This is a genomic window from Frankia sp. CcI49, assembly GCF_001983215.1.
Lineage (GTDB): Bacteria > Actinomycetota > Actinomycetes > Frankiales > Frankiaceae > Parafrankia > Parafrankia irregularis.
This window is the reverse complement of sequence record NZ_MOWP01000022.1, coordinates 43,414-62,585: the sequence shown is the minus strand read 5'-3', so window position 1 is coordinate 62,585 and position 19,172 is coordinate 43,414. Positions and strand designations below refer to the sequence as shown.

At 73.6% G+C, this 19,172-nt stretch carries 18 protein-coding genes; all 18 read right to left on the bottom strand.

Annotation, left to right across the window (positions count from 1 at the left end; all coding sequences use genetic code 11):
* Positions 1 to 24: 24 nt before the first annotated feature.
* Positions 25 to 432, bottom strand: coding sequence for an OB-fold domain-containing protein (locus CcI49_RS20515; protein ID WP_054567795.1), 408 nt, complete (start codon positions 430 to 432; stop codon positions 25 to 27).
* On the bottom strand, positions 429 to 1,661 hold the full coding sequence (locus CcI49_RS20510) for a lipid-transfer protein (protein ID WP_241840160.1): 1,233 nt from the start codon (positions 1,659 to 1,661) through the stop codon (positions 429 to 431). Before CcI49_RS20510 ends, CcI49_RS20515 begins: the two co-directional genes overlap by 4 nt.
* Before the next feature lie 2 nt (positions 1,662 to 1,663).
* Positions 1,664 to 2,875 (bottom strand): amidohydrolase family protein, encoded by a 1,212-nt coding sequence (locus CcI49_RS20505; RefSeq protein ID WP_054567796.1) that lies wholly within the window; start codon positions 2,873 to 2,875, stop codon positions 1,664 to 1,666.
* 10 nt (positions 2,876 to 2,885) lie between these two features.
* Positions 2,886 to 3,698, bottom strand: coding sequence for a mycofactocin-coupled SDR family oxidoreductase (locus CcI49_RS20500; RefSeq protein WP_054567797.1), 813 nt, complete (start codon positions 3,696 to 3,698; stop codon positions 2,886 to 2,888).
* A gap of 71 nt (positions 3,699 to 3,769) precedes the next feature.
* Complete coding sequence (locus CcI49_RS20495; protein WP_054567798.1) at positions 3,770 to 4,597, bottom strand: enoyl-CoA hydratase family protein; 828 nt, start codon at positions 4,595 to 4,597, stop codon at positions 3,770 to 3,772.
* A complete protein-coding gene (locus tag CcI49_RS20490) occupies positions 4,594 to 5,856 on the bottom strand; it encodes an acyl-CoA dehydrogenase family protein (protein ID WP_076828696.1) in 1,263 nt (420 codons plus the stop codon). Before CcI49_RS20490 ends, CcI49_RS20495 begins: the two co-directional genes overlap by 4 nt.
* Complete coding sequence (locus CcI49_RS20485) at positions 5,853 to 6,839, bottom strand: VOC family protein (protein WP_054567800.1); 987 nt, start codon at positions 6,837 to 6,839, stop codon at positions 5,853 to 5,855. Before CcI49_RS20485 ends, CcI49_RS20490 begins: the two co-directional genes overlap by 4 nt.
* Positions 6,839 to 7,729 (bottom strand): SDR family NAD(P)-dependent oxidoreductase, encoded by an 891-nt coding sequence (locus CcI49_RS20480; protein ID WP_054567801.1) that lies wholly within the window; start codon positions 7,727 to 7,729, stop codon positions 6,839 to 6,841. The genes CcI49_RS20485 and CcI49_RS20480 overlap by 1 nt, the downstream gene beginning before the upstream one ends.
* A gap of 80 nt (positions 7,730 to 7,809) precedes the next feature.
* Positions 7,810 to 8,892, bottom strand: a complete 1,083-nt coding sequence (locus CcI49_RS20475) for a cyclase family protein (RefSeq protein WP_158230791.1) — start codon at positions 8,890 to 8,892, stop codon at positions 7,810 to 7,812.
* Between the two features lie 140 nt (positions 8,893 to 9,032).
* Positions 9,033 to 10,097: an LLM class F420-dependent oxidoreductase gene (locus CcI49_RS20470; protein ID WP_076828694.1), complete on the bottom strand. Its 1,065-nt coding sequence runs from the start codon at positions 10,095 to 10,097 to the stop codon at positions 9,033 to 9,035.
* Positions 10,094 to 11,944 (bottom strand): AMP-binding protein, encoded by a 1,851-nt coding sequence (locus CcI49_RS20465; protein WP_083749639.1) that lies wholly within the window; start codon positions 11,942 to 11,944, stop codon positions 10,094 to 10,096. The genes CcI49_RS20470 and CcI49_RS20465 overlap by 4 nt, the downstream gene beginning before the upstream one ends.
* 5 nt (positions 11,945 to 11,949) lie before the next feature.
* Positions 11,950 to 12,693 (bottom strand): SDR family oxidoreductase, encoded by a 744-nt coding sequence (locus CcI49_RS20460; RefSeq protein WP_054567972.1) that lies wholly within the window; start codon positions 12,691 to 12,693, stop codon positions 11,950 to 11,952.
* An 8-nt stretch (positions 12,694 to 12,701) separates the two neighbouring features.
* Complete coding sequence (locus CcI49_RS20455) at positions 12,702 to 13,529, bottom strand: enoyl-CoA hydratase/isomerase family protein (RefSeq protein ID WP_076828692.1); 828 nt, start codon at positions 13,527 to 13,529, stop codon at positions 12,702 to 12,704.
* A complete protein-coding gene (locus CcI49_RS20450; protein WP_083749638.1) occupies positions 13,523 to 14,785 on the bottom strand; it encodes an acyl-CoA dehydrogenase family protein in 1,263 nt (420 codons plus the stop codon). Before CcI49_RS20450 ends, CcI49_RS20455 begins: the two co-directional genes overlap by 7 nt.
* Positions 14,785 to 15,966, bottom strand: coding sequence for an acyl-CoA dehydrogenase family protein (locus CcI49_RS20445; protein ID WP_076828690.1), 1,182 nt, complete (start codon positions 15,964 to 15,966; stop codon positions 14,785 to 14,787). Before CcI49_RS20445 ends, CcI49_RS20450 begins: the two co-directional genes overlap by 1 nt.
* A 122-nt stretch (positions 15,967 to 16,088) precedes the next feature.
* Entirely contained in the window at positions 16,089 to 16,286 is a 198-nt protein-coding gene (locus tag CcI49_RS20440; protein ID WP_054567808.1) for a ferredoxin, read from the bottom strand.
* Positions 16,287 to 16,317: 31 nt separating this feature from the next.
* Entirely contained in the window at positions 16,318 to 17,793 is a 1,476-nt protein-coding gene (locus CcI49_RS20435; RefSeq protein WP_054567809.1) for an aldehyde dehydrogenase family protein, read from the bottom strand.
* A 15-nt stretch (positions 17,794 to 17,808) separates the two neighbouring features.
* Complete coding sequence (locus CcI49_RS20430) at positions 17,809 to 18,999, bottom strand: cytochrome P450 (protein WP_083749637.1); 1,191 nt, start codon at positions 18,997 to 18,999, stop codon at positions 17,809 to 17,811.
* Positions 19,000 to 19,172 lie beyond the last annotated feature (173 nt).

The following is a 19,172-nucleotide window of genomic DNA, read 5'->3' as shown; positions in this document are numbered from 1 at the left end:
ACGGGGCGACCGCGGTGGTGACTGTCAGGACACGCAAGGTTCCCACTGGACGAGGGTCTGGGCGGGCGTGTGCACGAACACCGCTCGTACCGGCGTCCCGGCGGTGATGGCGCCATCCGGCACGAGATTGCCGAACATGGCCAGGCCGGGCCGTTCCACCAGCTCGACGAGGACCACGGTGTAGGGGACCCGGTCGCGCAGACCTGCCCCGAACGGGTGGTGGGTGCGCGTCCAGGACAGCACCCGGCCATGCCCGCTGACCGGCCGCCACGTGCACCGGTCGGAGGTGCACACGCCGCACCGCGGGCCAGGTGGGAAGCGCGGCGTCCCGCAGTCGTCGCAGTGCTGGACGAGCAGCGCACCCCGGTCGGCACCGGCCCAGAACGGCGCGATCCACGGCGGGTGCACCGGCTCGGCGGCAGGCGGGCTCATGGCTGCCTCCGCAGCAGGACGGCCGACGAGATGCCGGTGGGAAAACCGGGCTGGGCGGTCGACAGCGCCACCTCGCAGCCCGGCACCTGGCGCGCACCGGCGTCACCGCGCAGCTGCGACACCGCCTCGGCGATGTGGTTGATCCCGTGGACGTAGCCCTCGGACAGGAAGCCGCCATGGGTGTTCACCGGCAGCCGCCCGCCCGGGGCGGTGACGCCGCCGGCGACGAACGGCCCGGCCTCACCCCGACCGCAGAATCCGTAGTCCTCGAGCTGCAGCAGCACGGCGATGGTGAAGGCGTCGTACAGCTCGGCGACGTCGACGTCCGCCGGCCCGATCCCGGCCCGTGCCCACAGGGTGCGGGCGACCAGGGCGCTGCTGGACGTCGTGAGGTCGGCGGCGCCGTGCCCGAATCCGTCCGGGCCGAAGGCGCTCGCCCACGCGCGGACGGTGACGGGCCGATGGCGCAGGTCCCGGGCCCGCGGCGTGGTGGTGAGCACGAGGGCGCAGGCGCCGTCGGTCTCCAGGCAGCAGTCGAGCAGCCGCAGCGGCTCGGTGACCAGGCGGGAGGACAGGTAGTCGCACATGGCCAGCGGTGCCCGCATGACCGCGCGCTCGTTGTCGACGGCGAAGCGCCGCTGGGCGAGGGCGACCTGGCCCAGGTGTTCCTCGGTGGTGCCGAAACGGTCCATGTGCATCCGGGCGCTCAGCGCGTAGACCTGCGACGGCGAGACGAGGCCGTAGGGCACCTGGAACAGGGTGTCGGGGCGGGTGATCGGGGCGCCGCCGCCGGTGCCGCCCATCCGGTGACCGGACCGGCCGTTGAGCGAGCGGTACACGACCACATGGGTCGCCTGCCCGGTGTGCAGCGCGGCGGCGGCGTGGCCGACGAGGGCGGGTGCCTTGCTGCCGCCGCCGAGCTCCTCATGGCTCCAGGTGATGCCGCGCAGGCCCAGGGCCGCCGCGAGCTCGTGCGGCCCGGCCGAGTCGTTGAGGTGGTGGGTGGCGACGCCGTCGAGGTCGGCGGGGGCGAGGCCCGCGTCCTCGACGGCGGCGAGGACCGCCGAGGCCGCCATGGCCAGCGGGGAGAGCCCGGACCGCTTGCTGAAGGGGTGGTAGCCGACGCCGACGACGGCGGCGGTGTCGCGCAGCTCGGCGAACGGGTGCCCCGCCGGGGCGGCCCGCGGCGCCACGGCGGCCCGCGGCGGCAAGGCTGCCTGCGGCGCCATGGTCACGGCAGGGCCGGGGGCTCGGCCGGGGTGAACCGGAACAGCCTCTCCGCGTTCCCCCGCAGGATCTTGTACTGGGTCTCGGCGGGCAGGTGCGCCATCCGCTCGCGGGCGAGCTTACGGCTGTGCGGCCAGGTCGAGTCCGAGTGCGGGTAGTCGGTCTCGATCATGATGTTGTCCTCGCCGATGAACTGCAGGTTCGCCAGGCCCACGGCGTCGTCGATGAAGCAGCCGTAGATGTGCCGGCGGAAGGTCTCCCACGGGTCGAGCGTCATCAGGTCGAGGTCGGGGTTGACGGCGGTCGGGAACGAACCGGGCATCGGGTCGAACGAGACCCCCTTCGTCGCCCATGCGCGCTGGGTGTGGATGACCTGCTCGGCGCGCTGCAGGAAGAACGGGATCCAGCCCATGTTCCCCTCCGACAGCGCGATCTTCAGGTTGGGGAAGCGCTGGAACACCCCCGAGAAGATCCATTCCAGCATCGCGCCGGCGGTGCGCACCGAGCCGAACGACAGGTTCGCCAGCACCGGCGAGTCGGGTGAGATCGTCGACAGCTGCGACGAGGACCCGACGTGCATGCACACGACCAGCTCGAGGTCCTGCGCCGCCGCGAACACCGGGTCCCAGTAGCGGGCCGGGTCGTGGATGGTGGGCAGGCCCAGCGGCGCCGGGTTCTCGGAGAACGCGACGGCCCGCGCCCCCTTGGCCGCCACCCGCTCCAGCTCGCGCGCCGCCAGCCGCGGGTCCCACAACGGCATGATCACCAGCGGGATGAGCCGCCCGGGGGCGGCCCCGCACCACTCGTCGATCATCCAGTCGTTGTAGGCCCGCACGCCTTCCAGCGCCAGCTCCTTGTCGGAGGCCTCCCAGAAGATCTGGCCGCAGAAGCGCGGGAAGGACGGGAAGCACAGCGACGCGAGCACCCCGTCGACGTCCATGTCCGCGACCCGCGCCACCGGGTCGTAGCAGCCGGGTGCCATGTCGGCGTACCGGATGGCCTCGGGCGAGTAGTCCTTGCCCTTGCCGACCACGGCGGACAGGCCGCTGGTCGGGACACGCTTGCCCTCGAAGACCCAGAACTCCAGGTCACCGTCGGTGACCAGCCGGGGCGCGGCGTCGCGGAACTTCGCCGGCATCCGGCTCTGCCACACATGCGGCGGCTCCAGCACGTGGTCGTCGACCGAGATCAGCCAGTCGAGATCGAGATCGGTCATCGCTGCCCCTTCACTTGACGAGGATTCCGGCGTCGACCGGCAGCGTGACGCCGGTGACGTAGCGGGCGGCGTCGGAGACCAGCCACAGGATGGCGTTGGTGACGTCGGACGCCTCGACGTAGGGCACCGGCAGCGCGTTCGACATCGCCTGCGAGCTGCCCACGGTGGTGATCCACTTCTCCATCACCGGATTGATGATCATCGGGGTGTTGACCCCGGTCGGGTGCACGGTGTTGACCCGGATCGAGTGCGGGGCCAGCGCGTTCGCGTAGCTGCGCATGAGCCCGACGACGCCGTGCTTCGAGGCCGCGTACCCGATGGACCCGGGGGCGTCCCCACCCACTCCGCGCAGGCCCGCCGTGGAGCTGGTGAGAACCACCGAGCCGCCGGGCCCGCGGTCGATCAGCGCCTGCTTGGCGACCTCGACGGTGTTCCAGACACCGACCAGGTTCACCGCGACGACGTCCAGGAACTGGGCCGGGTCGTCCGCGCCGATCGCCATCGGCGCGATGCCCGCGTTCGCCAGGACGATGTCGCATCCGCCGAGCTCGGCGACACCGGCCTCGAACGCCTCCCGAAGCCCGGCGCGGTCACGGACATCGGCCTGGCGGGCCACGATCCGCCGGCCGTGCGCGCGGACCTCGGCGGCGGTCTCGGCCAGGTCGTCCTCGCTGGCCAGCGCGTAGGCGACGGTGTCGATCGGGGCGCAGATGTCGACCGCGATGATGTCGGCGCCCTCCTGCGCGAGCCGCACGGCGTGGCTGCGCCCCTGGCCACGCGCCGCACCGGTGATGAAGGCGACCTTGCCTTCGAGCAGTCCCATCGATGACCTCCTGATCGGTTCGGTTCGGACGCCGGTGGCTTCCGGCTGCGTCCGGCGGTGTCCCGGTGGCGTCAGCGGCCCGTCCACGCCGGTGGGCGCCGGGCGTTGAACGCGCTGTGGAACTCGGAGTGGTCCGCCGTCGTCATCAGCAGGGCCTGGGTCATGGCGTCGAGCTCCATGGACGCGCCGATCGGCATGTCGAGCTCACGGGTGAGCAGCGCCTTCGTCTGCCGGTAGGCCAGCGTCGGGCCGTCCGCGAGCCGGCGGGCCAGCGCGTCCACCGTCGCGGTCAGCTCGTCGTCGTCGACGAGCATGCTCGCCAGCCCGTAGCGGTCGGCGGTCTCGGCGTTGATCGTGTCCCCGAGCATCAGCAGCTGGGTGGCGCGACCGAGCCCGACGACCCGCGGGAGCAGGTACGCCGCGCCCATGTCGCCACCGGAGAGCCCGACCTTGGTGAACAGGAACGCGAACCGGGCCTTGTGCGAGAGGACCCGGAAGTCCGACGCCAGCGCGATGACCGATCCGGCGCCGGCGGCGATGCCCTGGATCGCCGAGATGATCGGGATGTCGACCTCGCGCATGGCGCGGATGACGTCGCCGGTCATCTTGGTGAAGCCCATCAGGTCGTGGGCGTCCATCTTGATCAGCTCACCGATGATCTCGTTGACGTCGCCGCCGCCGCAGAACCCCTTGCCCTCACCCCGGATGACGAGGACCTTCGTGTCGCCCCGGTGCGGCAGCTCGTGCAGCAGGTCGCGCAGGTCCGCGTAGCTCTGGAAGGTCAGCGGGTTGAGCTTCTCCGGCCGGTTGAGGGTCACCGTGGCGACCCCGTCGGCGACGTCGAACTTGAAGTGCTCCCAGTTCTCCGTGATCGACGCTGAGGCGCGGTACAGGCTCATCGGGCAGGCTCCCTGGTAGGCGGTGCGGAACGGGTCGTGTCGGCGGTGGCCGTGTCGGCGGCCGCGGCCGCCCGGGCGTACAGCGACCGGGCGATGATCGTGCGCTGGATCTCCGAGGCGCCCTCGTAGATCCGCGGGGCCCGGACATCGCGGTACAGGTGCTCCAGCAGGTGCCCGCGCTGCAGGCCGCGGGCTCCGTGCAGCTGCAGCGCCTGGTCGACGACGACCTGGGCGGCCTCGGTGGCGAAGAGCTTGGCCATCGCCGCGCTCCGGGTGATCTCGGCCCGCCCAGCCGGCCCGCTGTTGGCGGCACCGCCATTGGCCGCGCCGCCGTCGGCCAAGCCGTCGTAGGCCGCGGCGGCGGCCCGCACCAGCAGCCGGGCCGCCTGCACCCGGGTCGCCAGGTCCGCGAGCGTGTGCGCGACGGACTGCTGCGCCGACAGCGGCCCGCCGAAGGCCTGGCGCCACGCCGTCCAGTCGACGGCGGCGTCGAGGGCGGCCTGGGCCATGCCGACGGCGAACGCGCCGACGCTGGGCCGGAACAGGTCGAGGGTGCGCATCGCGACCCGGAAACCGGCGTCGACCTCGCCGAGCACGTCCGCGCGGCCGACCCGGACACCGTCGAAGTCGAGCGTTCCGAGCGGATGCGGGCTGAGCATGTCCAGCGGCTCGCCGGTGAGCCCCGGCGCGTCGCCGGGCACCGCGAAGGCGGTGACACCGCGGGCGCCGCCGTCCGCGCGGGTCCGGGCGAAGACGGTGTAGACGTCGGCCCACGGCGCGTTGGAGATCCAGGTCTTGCGGCCGGTGAGCCGCCAGCCGTCGCCGTCCGGGTCCGGATCGGCGCGCAGGGCCAGCGCCGCCGCATCCGAACCGGCTTCCGGCTCGGACAGCGCGAACGCGGCGACGACCTCGCCGGTGACGACGCCCGGGATCCACCGGCGCACCGTGCCCGGGGAGCCGGACTGCAGGATCGGGTAGCTGCCCAGCCCCTGCAGCGCCAGCGCGGTCTCCGCCTCGGTGCTGACGGTGGCGAGCGTCTCGCGCAGCAGGCACAGCTGCATCGCCGCGGCGTCGCGCGGTTCCTCGCCGGGCTGCCCACCGAACAGCGCGCGCAGCAGCCCCAGCTCGCCCAGCTGCCGCAACAGCGGCCGGTTCACCCGGCCCTCGGTGCTCGGGACGTGGACGAGTTTCGCCGTCGCGACGTCGCGGACCTGGTCGGCGAACGCACGCTGGGCGTCGGTCAGGTCGAACTGGCTCACGCCATCACCTCCGATCCGAGCGGGGCCAGGTAGGGCAGCTCCCGGGCGAAGCGCCACTGGACGCCGAACCCGTCGGCGGGCGCCACCACGACCGCGCCGGCGCCGTCTCGGTGGGCCGCGGTGCCGACGGCGGCGAGGTGCGCCGCGGCGGCGCCGGTGTCGGCGACCAGGAAGGTGATCCCGAGGTAGTGGTCGGCGGCGTCGGTCACCAGGCCGGCGTACGGGCTGCCCGGCCGCGGGACGCCCAGCTCGAACACCGAGCCGGCGAGCATGAGGTAGGTGCTGTCGGTGCCCAGGTCCGGGTTGGGTGCGGTGCCGAGCACGGTGCCGCCGAGGGCTTCGGCGTACAGGCGCAGCGCCCGCTCGGGCCGCCGGGTCAGCACGGTGTGGTGCGAGCCGCGGATGATCGTCATGGGGTCGTCCGGCGGCGGGGCGCCGGGCAGCCGCCAGTCGGGCCGCAGCCGCGGGTCACCCTTGCGCGAGTAGTACTCGACGTAACGGTCCGCGAGCTGGAAGAACTCGTAGCGCAGCCCGGTGTCGGCCGGTTCGCTGAAGAACAGCAGGATGTCCGGGGCCATCGCCGAGACGGGGACGTGGCCGCCCTCCACCCGGCGGCCCAGCTGGTCATGGGTGCGGATGCCATGGCCGGCCAGGTGCGCGGCGGCGGCGACGGCGTCGTCGACGTACCAGCCGAGCCCGATCGGGCGCTGGTCGGCGAGGTCGTAGCGGTCCTGGCCGGACAGCCGGCCCTGGGCGTGCATCGACGGGCACAGCGCGTCGAGGACGACGTCGCCCACGACCATGAAGAACGAGTAGTCCTTCGGGTAGTCGACGTCGAGCATCGAGATGTCGTACCGGTCCGCCCAGCGGACGTCGGGGCGGCTGAACACGGCCCGGTACCAGGCCCGGGCCGCCTCCAGGTCGACCACCGCGAACGTCGGGTGGAACATCCGGCGGACCACCTGGGCACCGGCGGCGCCCATCAGTTCGCCCGCCGGTACTGGTCGGCGGACGTCGACAGGACCTGGAACCGGTCGGTGGCGAGCAGCCCGTCGAGGCGGTCGAAGACGTCGTCGAGGTCGTCGGTGGCGGCGACGCCGTCGGTCTTCGCGGTGAAGATGTTCGCCCACACCCCCATGCCCGCGCTGAGCACGTGGCCGGTGACCGCGCAGTCCGCGTGGGCCAGGTAGAGCGCGACCGGCGAGGCCAGCTCGGGCACCAGCAGTGCCGCGTCGACGCCAGACCTCTCGGCGAACCACGCCTGCGACATCGGGGTGATCGCGACCGGGCACAGCGCGTTGATCCGGATGTCGGTGTCGGTGTTGTCCTGGGCGGCGGCCCGGGTCATGCCGATGACGCCGGCCTTGGCGGTGCAGTACGCGAGGACGCCCTGCCCGCCGAACGCGCCGAGCGCGGACGCGGTGTTGACGATCCGGCCGTACCCCTGGCGGCGCATGTGGCGCAGCGCCGAGCTCATGGTCCAGAAGCCGCCCATGAGGTTGACCCGCCAGTTGTCGTACATCAGCGCCGTCCCGGTGTCCTGCGCGGTGCCGAAGCCGTGCATCCCGGCGTTGTTGATGACGATGTCGATGCGCCCGTGCGCCTCGACGGCACGCTCGACGAGCCCGCGGGCGTACCGCTCGTCGCCGATGTCACCCTCGTCCGCGTCGGCGGTGACGCCTTCGGCCGCGAGCAGCTCGACGACGCCGCGGGCGGTCTCCTGCTCGGCGCTCTCCCCCTGCTCGCGGCGGATGTCGTTGAGCACGACGGTGGCGCCGCGGCGGGCCAGGGCCAGGGCGTGCCGGCGGCCCAGGCCGCTGCCGGCCCCGGTCACCACCGCGACCTGTCCGTCGAAACGGTATTTGCCGGTCATCGCGCGAAAGTCCCTTCTGGAGATGGACGGGCTGGGCGGACGGGCGCGCTGACGTGGGCCTGCGGGCCCGCAGGCCCACGTCAGCGCAGCGCGACCGCGTTCGCCGGGGAGCTGACCCCGCCGGGCAGGTGCAGCGGCGCGGAGACGACGAGGCACTCGTAGCGGCCGTCGCCGTGGCAGGCCCGGGCCAGCTCGTCGAGGTCCCACAGCTCGCCGAGGGCCATCCCGAGCAGCGGCACGAGCAGGAAGTGCAGGAAGACGTCCTCGCAGTGCGCCGGGTCGAGCAGCCACGAGGTGGCCTGCGCGCGGCTCAGCGGCCAGCCGCGCGGCCACACCTCGACCGCCGGGTTGTCCACGGCGACGGCCGCCGGGTGCAGGTCCCACAGGAACGCGGCCATCTCCCGGCCGGGCGCGAGGCCCGGGTTGGCCAGCTCCTCGGCCATCGCCTCGCCGAGCCGCGCCCGCCGCCGCGCGCTTCCGGCGCGGTACCAGCCGAGCCAACCGGTGCGGATCAGCAGGATGTCCCCGGTCTCGACGGTCGTGCCCTGCGCGGCGAGCGCGCCGGCGAGGTCGTCCGGGGTGACGGCGACGGAGCTCGCGTGGTCGATCGGCCGGCCGGCCGCGCCCAGGTACCGGTCGACGTCCACGAGGACGGCCCGGCCGGCGATGCCGCGGCTGGCCCAGTGCTCCATCCCATGGTCGGTGCAGGGCAGGCCGTTGTAGTACTCCCACCGGGGGTGGCGGACGTGGCCGAAGCCGTCCCACTGGCTCGACCCCTGCGGGTTCCAGTCCGACAGCGTCTCGTCCCGGCCCACGGGCAGGGCCCGGATCGTGTGCTGGAACCGGGAGCGGCGGAACAGCGGCGGCCCGGGGACGTCGAGCGGCAGGTCCAGCGGGATCACCCGGTGGTCCCGGACGGTCGCCACACCGGCGGCCAGCCGCGCCGGAGTGAGCAGGTTGAGCGTGCCCAGCCGGTCCTCGGCTCCCCACAGGCCCCAGGACGAGCCTGGCGGGGCGCCCGGCGTCACCGGCAGCTCGGCGTAGCTGGGCAGGTCCGCGGAGACGGCCGCAGGTGCGGGGGAACGAGCGGGTGCGGGTGCAGGAGAACTCGGGGCAGCCGGGGAATGCGCGGCTGCCGCCGGTAAGGATGTCCCTGTCGTCAACGTGCCTCCCTGAATCAGGGCCACCGCGGGAGTGGCCTGGCCCCGTTCGTGTGTTTCCACCGTCGCGTGGCCGCGTTACGCGGGGCGTTTCGCGCCCGCTTCCGACCGCGTGGGGATGCGCAGGATCCGCGCGACGGATGTCAGTCCGCCAGGTGGGCGGCAAGCGCGGTGATCAGGCGCTCGTAGGCCTCGACGTCGCCGGCGGCGGTCTCCGGCACGATCACCGGCTCCAGCCCGGTGCTCGCGAACTCGCGCAGCCGGCGGGCGCACTCCCGGGCGGTGCCGACCACCGCCAGGTCACGGACGACGTCCTCGGGCAGCGCGTCGGCCATGGCGTCCAGGTCGGGCTGCGCGGTGACCCGTTCGACGACGGCGCCGAGCCCCAGCGAGGTGAACCAGCGGGCGTACGGCGGGACCCGCAGGTAGGAGGCGAGGCCGCGGCGCAGCGTCACCGGCGTGCGGTCGGCGCCCGGCTCGGCGAGCGCCACCCGCACCAGCGCGAGCCGGCGGAACGGCCGGCCCGCCACTGCGGTCTCCGCCGCGAGCGTGGCCGCCGCGGAGGCCGGGACGAAGTTGAGGATCACCCCGTCGGCGCGCTCGCCGGCCAGCCGCCGCATGCCCGGCCCAAGTGCTGCCAGCAGCAACGGCGGCCGGGCGGCCGGCACGGTCAGCGTGAACCCGCTGGAGCTGAAGGCCTCCCCGGAGTGGAAGGTGCGGCGCCCGCCCAGCACGTCGTCGAGGATCGTCAGCGCGTCGCCGACCGCGGCGAGCGGGCGGGTGGGCGCCAGCCCGTGGAAGGACCGCATGATGCGCGGTGAGGAGACACCGATCCCCAGGGCGAACCGGCCGCCGGACAGGGTCGCCAGCGTGTTCGCCGACATCCCGAGCAGTGCCGGGGTGCGCGAGCCGATCGGGACGATGGCGGTCCCCAGCTCCACCGAGACGGTCGCCGCGGCCGCCGCCGCCAGCTGGGCGAAGGCGTCCGCTCCGCTGACCTCGGCGGCCCACACGGAGGTGAAGCCGAGCCGTTCGGCGAGTCCGGCGAGCGCCGCGGTGCGCGGCGCCGGCACCGCCCGGTACGGCAGCAGAACGCCGGCACGCAGCCCACCGAGCCCGGCACGGCCAGCGCGGTCGGTGCGGTCGGCGCGGTCGGCGCGGTCGGTGCGGTCGGTGCGGTCGGTGCGGTCGGTGCGGTCGGTGCTCACGCTGTCACCGCCCCGCGTTCGCCGGGAGGCAGATCCCGCACCAGGTCGCGCAGCACGAACTTCTGGATCTTCCCGGACGCGGTGCGCGGCATGGTGTCGACCAGCTCGACCCGCTCCGGCCAGTAGGTCTTCGAGACGCTCAGCGTCGCCAGGTAGGACGTCAGGTCACCGAGCGTCAGGCGCGGCCCCGGTCTGGGCACGACCACGGCGCAGGCCCGCTCCCCGAGCCGTTCGTCGGGGTAGGGCACGATCGCGATGTCGGCGACCCGCGGGTGCGCGTAGAGCATCGTCTCGACCTCGGTGACCGGGATGTTCTCGCCGCCGCGGATGATGATGTCCTTGAGCCGGCCGGTGATCCGCACGCCGCCGTCGGCGTCGAGGCGGGCGATGTCACCGGTGCGGAACCAGCCGTCGCCGTCGTAGGCCTCCCCGGTCCGTTCCGGGCGGCGGACGTAGCCGAGCGCCTGCGAGGCTCCGCGCACGAGCAGCTGGCCCTCCTGCCCGACCGGCAGGTCGGCCCCGGTGGGGTCGACCACCCGGGCCGACATCCACGGGCAGGGGACGCCGTCGCTGCGCGCGGCCGCGTCCCGCCCCTGGCCGGCCCGGGTGAAGGTGACGGCGCCGTTCTCGGTCATGCCCCAGACGGCGACCACCCGGGTGCCCAGCACCTCGTCCGCCTCGGTGACGACCGCGGGCGGGATCGCGGCACCCCCGGCGATGAAGTAGCGCAGCGACGTGGCCGTGGGGGTGGCGGCGCGCTGGGCGCGGATGATGTCGACGAGGAACGCGGTGGTGGCGAACGTCCACGTCGCCCGTTCCGCCGCGATGATGTCCAGCCCCGCCCGCGGCTCCCAGACGTCCTGCAGCACCGTCGTCATCCCGTGCGACAGCGGTGCCAGCACGCCGTAGACCAGACCGGTCGAATGGGTGACCGGCGACGGCATGAAGACGACGTCGTGTTCGGCGACGTCGAGCGCGTCGAACAGGGCGCGGGTGCGGGCGGTCAGCGTCGCGTGTACGTGGCCGACGCCCTTGGGCTCGCCGGTCGTCCCGGACGTGAACTGGATGTCGCTGACCAGGTCACCGTCCACGCCTCGGTCGTGATGCGAGCCGGGGCCCGCCGCCGGCGACGGTGGGCGGCCCAGGACGTCCGTCTCGAACGACAGCGCGCGGATGTGGTCGCAGCCGAGATCTCCCGAATGGAGATCGCCGGTGCCGACGTCGTCGGAGCCGGGGGCGTCAGGCCCCGGGCCGACGAGCACCACGGTCGGTGCCGCCGACCCCGCCTCCGCGCCGTCGTCCGGCCAGATTTCGGCCAGCATCGCCGGGTAGTCGAACGACCGGAACCGGCGCGGCGCGAAGTACACCCTGGGCCGTAACATTCCGGTCGCGAACGAGATCTCGCGGGCGCGGTGGATGGGCAGCACCGGGTTCAGCACCGCGCCCACCCGCAGGGTCGCGAGCGCGACGGCCGGGAACTGCCACCAGTTCGGCAGCTGCACCGACACCACGTCGCCAGGACGCACGCCGACGCCGAGCAGGAACGACGCCACCCGCTCGACCCGGTCTGCGAGCTGGGCGTAGGTGAGCCGGTCAGCGGTGGCGCTGCCGGGGGTGGCGCTGCCGGCGCGGTAGCCGACGACGGCCTCGCGGTCGCCATGTGCCCGGCAGGTGGCGTCGAACTCGTCGAGCACGGTGGTGTCCGGCCACCAGCCCCGTTCCCGGTACTCCCGGCGGCGGGCCGGATCGATCGTCAGGCCGAACGTACCGAGCACCCGGCGGCTCTGCTCACCGACCTCACGTTCACCGACCTCATGTCCTCCGACGTCGCGGATGCACTCCCCCATCGGGCTCAGCCCGCCATCGTGAGGCCACCGCTGACGCTGATGACCTGGCCGGTCACATACGACGCACCCGGCGAGCCGAGGAACGCCACGACCCGGGCCACCTCGGCGGGCTCGGCGAGTCGGCGGAAGGGGATCGCCCGGACCAGCGCCTCCTGGATCTTCTCCGGCTGCAGGCGGAACAGCGGCGTGTCGGTCGGGCCGGGCGCCACCGTGTTGACCGTGATCTTGTGGCGGGCCATCTCCCGCGCCAGGGACTTGGTGAACGCGATGACGCCGCCCTTCGCCCCCGCGTACACGGTCTCGCCGAGGCTGCCGACCCGGCCGGCGTCGCTGGAGATGTTGACGACGCTGCCCGGCCGGCCGGCTTCGACGAGCGGGGCGAGGAACGCCTGGCAGACCCACATCGGGCCGAGCAGGTTCAGCGTGGTGACCCGCATGATGTGCTCGGCGTCGTTCTGCAGGAACGGCTGCCCGACGTTCCAGCCGGCACCGTTGACGACTAGGTCGGTGAGGCCGAACTCGCCGGCCACGGCGTCGCGCAGCGCCAGGATGCTCGGCTGGCTGGTGACGTCCACCGAGAACGCCTTCGCCGTTCCGCCGGCAGCGGTGACCAGGCTCGCGGTCTCGTTCGCGCCCGCCGGGTTGATGTCGGCGACGGCGACGGTGGCACCGGCGGCGGCCAGCTCGACGGCGACGGCCTGGCCGATGCCGGATCCGGCCCCGGTGACGACGGCCACGCGCTCGCACAGGTCAGCAGTCACGTGTCGATCTCCTTGGTCTCGGTGTTCTGGGTGCGGCTGCTCTGGGTCCGGCCGTGCTGGGTGCGGCCGTGCTGGGTGCGGCGGTCGTGCAGGAAGCGCCGGAGCCGGTTCTGGGTGTCGGGGTCGGCGTGCAGCCGGCGCTGGCTGACCGTCTCGGCGGCGAAACCGGCGGCGGTACCGGCCCGGGCGACGCACTCCTTGGCCGCCCGTTGCGCGGCGGCCGAACCGGCCAGGATCCGCGCCGTGACGGCGTCGACCTCCGCATCGAGGTCGGCGTCCGGGACGCACCATTCGACGATCCCGAGCTCGGCGGCCCGGCGTCCGTCGACGAGCTCGGCGGTCAGCATGATCCGCATCGCGGCGCCGCGGCCGATCGCCGCGGTCAGGCGCTGCGTGCCGCCGCCGGCCGCGACCAGCCCCAGCTGGCTTTCCGGCAGGCCGATCCGGGACCCCTCGGCGGCGATCCGCAGGTCGCACGCGAGGGCGAACTCCAGGCCCCCGCCGGTGACCGCGCCGCGCAGCACGGCCAGGGTGGGCACCGGCAGCTCGGCCCACAGCGTGAACGCGTGCTGGATGCGCCCGGCGAACCGGTTGAGCGCGGTGACGTCGCCGCTGTCGACCGCGGCGGCCATCATCGCGATGTCACCGCCGGCGGAGAAGTGCCTCCCGGCGGAGCGCACCACGGCGAGGCGTACCTGCGGGCTGGCGGCGAGCCGTGCGGTGATGGCATCGAGGCGGTCGAGCGCGTCGTCGTCCCAGGCGTTCACCGGCGGCCGGTCGAGCGTGACGGTCGCGAGCGGGCCGTCGACGGCGAGCGTCAGCACGGCGTGCCCTCCCGGACGAGTTGGCGGGCCAGCAGCAGCCGGTTGACGTCGTTCGTCCCGTCGTAGATCTCGCCGCCCTTCGCGTCGCGCAGCAGGCGGGCGAACTCGTACTCCTCGATGTAGCCGTAGCCGCCGACGAGCTCGACCGCGCGCGAGGTGATCTCGGCGGCGGTGCGGGTGCAGAAGACCTTGGCGGCGGCGGCCGAGCCCATGCTGCCCCGGCCGGTGTCGACGGCCCGCGCCGCGCTGTAGAGCAGCGCGCGGGCGGCGAACAGCTCGATGCGCATGTCCGCCAGGCGCAGCTGCACAGCCTGGTGGTGGGCGATCACCCGGCCGGACTGGTGGCGTTCCAGGCAGTAGCGCCGGGCCAGGTCCAGGGCGCGCTGGCCGATCCCGACGGCCTGCGCCGCGGTGCTCAGGCGCGCCCCGTCCAGCGGTTCGAGCAGGTAGCGGCGGCCGTCGGCCTCCGCGCCCAGGCAGTCGGCGGCGGGCACGGCGACGTCGTCGAACGCCACCTCGTTCGTGCTCGACCCGCGCAGCCCCAGCTTGTCGAACCCGGGGGCGACGGTGATTCCCGGGCTGTCCGCGGCCAGCACGAACGCGGCCACGGTGCCGTCCGGTGCGTCCGATTCACGCACCTTCGCGAAGACGACGAACGTCCCGGCGAGGTCGCCGTTGGTGATGAAGGTCTTGCGTCCGTTCAGCACGTAGTGGTCGTCGGCCCCGGCCGTCGCCCGGCGGCGTCGCGCGGTCGTCGTCATCGACAGGACGTCGGTGCCGACCGCCGGCTCGGTGAGCAGGACGGCGGCGATCGACTCCCCGGTTGCGACGGCGGGCAGCCAGCGCCGGCGCTGGTCGTCGGTGCCGTAGCGGGAGATGACACCGCTGCTGTGCGCGTTCGCCATCACGGTCATCGCCGCCGACGCGCAGGCGCGCGCCACCTCCTCGACGACGAGCGACAGCTGGACCCGGGTGGCGCCCCCGCCGCCGTGCTCCTCGCTGACGACCAGGCCGAACAGGCCCATCCGGCGCAGCTGGTCGAGCGTCTCGGGTGCCAGCCGGTGCCGCTGGTCGGCCGCGCGCGCGCCTGGCACCAGCTCGGCCTCGGCGAACTCGCGGATCCGCCCGCGCAGCTCGATCTCGTCCTCGGTGAGCAGGACGTCGTCGGCCGCCGCCAACGTCTGCGATGCGGTCGACGCCGGGGGCAGCGTCGATGTCGCGGACGCGGACCCGGACAACGTCGCGGACGCCGTCATCAGGTGAACGCCCGGTGCCCGGTGAGCGCCTGGCCGATGGAGAGCGCGTGGATCTCCGCGGTGCCCTCGTAGGTGAGGACCGACTCCAGGTTCATCATGTGCCGGATCACCGGGTACTCCAGGGAGATCCCGTTCGCGCCGAGCATCCCGCGGGCGGTGCGGGCGACGTCGCTCGCCATCACGGTGTTCGCGAGCTTGCCCATCGAGACCTGCGCGGGCGCGAGGCCCTGGGCGTCCTTGAGCCGGCCCAGGTGCAGGGCCAGCAGCTGGCCCTTGCCGATCTCCAGGGCCATCGTGGCCAGCTTCTGCTGGGTGAGCTGGAAGCCGGCGAGCGGCCGGCCGAACTGCGTGCGGGTCGAGGTGTAGGACAGCGCCGCCTCGTAGCAGGCCCGCGCGGCGCCGGTGGCCCCCCAGAGGATGCCGAAGCGGGCCTCGTTGAGGCAGGACAGCGGCCCGGCCAGGCTGCGGGCCAGCGGGAGGCGGGCGCGCTCGGGCAGCCGGACACCGTCGAGGACGAGCTCGGCGGTGACGGAGGCGCGCAGCGACATCTTGCGGTGCAGGGTGTTCGCCGTGAACCCCGGGGTGCCCCGGTCGACGAGGAAGCCGCGCACGCCCTCGTCGGTGCGGGCCCAGACGACGGCGACGTCGGCGATGCTGCCGTTGGTGATCCACATCTTGGACCCGTCGAGGATCCAGTCGTCCCCGTCGCGGCGCGCGGTGGTGCGCATCGCGCCGGGATCGCTGCCCGAGTCGGCCTCGGTCAGCCCGAAGCAGCCGATCAGCTCGCCGGCGGCCATCCGGGGCAGGTAGTCGTTCTTCTGCTCCTCACTGCCCCAGCGGTGGATGGCGAACATCGCCAGCGAGCCCTGCACGCTCGCGAACGACCGCAGGCCGCTGTCACCGGCCTCCAGCTCGGCGCAGGCCACTCCGTAGGCGACCGCGCTGCCCCCGCCGCAGCCGTAGCCCTCCAGGTGCAGGCCGAGCAGGCCGAGCGCGCCGAGCTCCTTGGCCAGCGCGGGGTCGAAGATGCCGTGCTCGTACCAGTCCGCGACCTGCGGCAGGAACCGTTCGGTGACGAACTGACGGACCGTCTGTGCCAGGGCGCGTTCGGTGTCGTCGAGCTGGGTCGTCAGGGCCAGTGGATCGAGCGGATCCACGGTGCGCGGCGGGGTGGCGGACATGGTCGACGTCCCGTTCCTTTCGCAGTGGTGAGGCGGCATGGCGCGGCCGGGCGGTGGTCTCGCCCCTGGGGTGTCACGCCTGGGCTGCCGCGCCTGAGTTGTCGTGCCTGGGTTGTCGTGCCTCAGGGGGATTTCGAGATCGCCTGCTCCGGGCACGCCACGATGGCGTCGTCGAGCTGGACGGTCTGGGCCACGGTGAGATCGTCGGCGACCAGCAGGAAGGCGGTGCCGCTGTCGCTGACGTCGAAGAGGTCGGGCGCTTCCAGGGAGCACCGGCCGTGCCCCTGGCAGCGGGCCTCGTCCACGGACGCTCTGGTCATCGGGTCTGCTCCTTCTGCGTTGTCGGCGAGATCAGCCGCGGGCTCGGGTGACCACCTGGGGCTGGGTGAACTCCAACAGCCCGGGCAGGCCGTTCGCGACACCGATCCCGCTGGAGCGCGCCCCGAAGAACGGCAGCTCGGGCGGCAGACCGCCATGCCCGTTGACGTACGTCATGCCGGTCTCCAGCCGCTCGGCCAGCACCGCGGCGCGTTCGGGGTCGGCCGACCAGACCGAGCCGCACAGGCCGAACTCGGTGGCGTTCGCGCGCGCGACGGCGTCAGCCGGCCGGTCGTAGCGGATGATCGGCGTGACCGGGCCGAACTGTTCCTCGTCCACCAGCGGCACGCCCTCGGCGACGTCGGCGACGACCGTCGCGGGGTAGAAGAATCCCGGCCGGTCCGGCGGCGCCCCGCCGGTGGCGATCCGGCCACCGCGGGCCACCGCGTCCGTGACCAGTCCGCGTACCCGCTCCCACTGCGGCCGGGTGGACAGCGGGCCCATCGTCACGCCGGGCTCGTAGGGCCCGCCGACCACGACCCGCCCGTACGCGTCGGCGAACGCGGCGACGACGTCGGCGTAGATCGCGGCCGGGGCGAAGATCCGTTTCGGGATGGCGCAGATCTGGCCGCAGTTCTTCAGCGCGAGCGCCGCCAGCGCGGCGGCCGTGGCCGGCACGTCGACGTCCTCGAGCAGGATCGCCGCGTCGTTGCCGCCGAGCTCGAGGGTGACGCGGGCGAGGCGGCTGCCGGCCGCGGCGGCGATCTGCCGGCCCGCCCCGGTCGACCCGGTGAAACTGATCTTGCGCACGGCCGGGTGCGCCGTCATCCGCCGGCCGACATCATCGCCGCCGCTGACCACGTTCAGCACCCCCGGCGGCAGCACCCCGGCCAGCAGCTCGCCGAGGCGAAGCGTGGCCAGCGGCGTGAACGGCGAGGGCTTCAGCACGACGGTGTTCCCGGCGCGCAGCGCGGGCGCGACCTTCCAGGCCGCCATGCCGATCGGGCCGTTCCACGGCGTGATCGCGGCGACCACCCCCAGCGGCCGGTAGGCCAGCTCCACCAGGCTGCCCGGGACGTCCCGCAGGACCTCCCGGGGAATGTCCAGGTCGGCGTAGTAGCGAAACCAGCTCGGCGCATAGGAGACCTCGCCGGCGGCCCAGGCCAGCGGCTTGCCGGACTCCAGCACCAGCAGCCGGGTCAGCTCGCCGTGGTGCGCCTCGATGGTGTCAGCGATGTCGCGCAAGGCCTGGCGGCGGCCCGCCTCATCGTGGCGCCAGGCCGGGCCGGAACCGCCGCCGGGCCTGCCGCCGAGGGCCGGGCCCCACCCGCCACCGGGCTCCTCGCCGAAGGCGCCGGGCTCCTCACCGAACGCCGCCACGGCGGCGGCCACGGCCTCGTCGACCTGCTCGGGCGAGCATTCGGGCGCACGCCCGGCGGGCTGGCCCGTCGCCGGGTCCACGACATCGAAGGAGGCGTGCGTCGACGCGGGCCGGCCGGCGATCGTCATCCGGTGCGTCATGGGTCAGGCCCGGCGGTCGAAGTGCAGCGGGACCGAGCGCAGCGAGTTGCCGACACCGGCCGTCCACTCGTAGCGGGCTCCCGGCACCGGGCGCAGGTTCTCGACCCGCCGCAGCAGCTCGTCGAGGGCGATCTCGATCTGCATCCGGGCCAGGTTGGAGCCGATGCACCGGTGCACGCCGAGGCCGAACGCCGCGTGGCCGGGCCGGGTCGCGCCGAAGGTCAGCTCGTCCGGGTTGGGGAACTTGGCCTCGTCCCGGTTCGCCGAGTCGAAGCGGACCATGACCCGCTGGCCCTTGGCGATCGCGACCCCGCCGACCTCGGTGTCCCGGGTGGCGACCCGGGCCATGTAGCCGACGGGGGACGCCAGGCGGAGGAACTCGTCCAGGTCGCGGCGGATCCAGCGCGGGTCGCGCAGGCGCAGCTCCAGGCCCGGGTTCGTCGCCAGGTAGTAGCCGATCGCGCCGATCGCGGCGCGGGTGGTGTCCAGCCCACCGAGGATGAGGATCGCCAGGATCCGCAGCTGCTCGTCCGGCGTCGGCACCTGGCCGCCGAACGGCCCGGTCACGATCGTGCGCAGGATGCCGTCCGGCAGCTCGTCGAGGTGGGCGCGGGCGTGGTCGAGGAACCGCTCGCTCATCGCGATCAGCTGCCCGATCACCTCCGGGGTGGGCTGCTCGGACGCCCGCAGCGAGATCTCGCGTGCCTCGGCGAGCTGCTCGGGGGTGATGTCGTTGAGGACGATCTCGACCAGCGCCTGGCTGGAGAACGGGCCGGCGAACTCGGTCAGCAGCTCCACCTCGCCCCGGTCGGCGAACGCGTCGGCCAGGTCGGCGGCGATCGTGCGCATCCGGGGCTCGAACCGGGCCAGCGCCTTCCTCGACAGCAGCGGGTTGAGCATGTCCCGGGCGTGCGTCTGCACCGGCGGGTCGGTGTGGATCGGGCACATCTTCAGGTTCGACGGCGCCGGGCTTGCCTCGGTGGAGGAGAACGTCTCCCAGTCCTCCAGCACCCGGCGGATGTCGTCGTAGCGGGTCAGGATCCAGAAGCCGCCGTAGTTCGCCTCGGTCCGGCTCACCGGGCAGTGCTGGCGGGCGTAGGCCAGGATCTCGTGCTTGCGGTCGGAATGCTCGGGGTTCAGCACATCGAACTCCCGCAGCATCGTTCCTAACGCGGGCCGCTCGGTCGTCGTCACGGCGATCTCCCATGCGTGGCTGGGCGTTGCTGGACAGTGGGTCATCCGCGCTGCGGCGCCCGGTTCGCCGTCGACGTTCGGCCGCCGGCGTTACCGTGTCCGTTATCGGGCTCGTGACGATCCCGGCCCTGTGCCGCCCGGGCCTTGCCGGCAGCGTGCGGTAACGCGCTGGA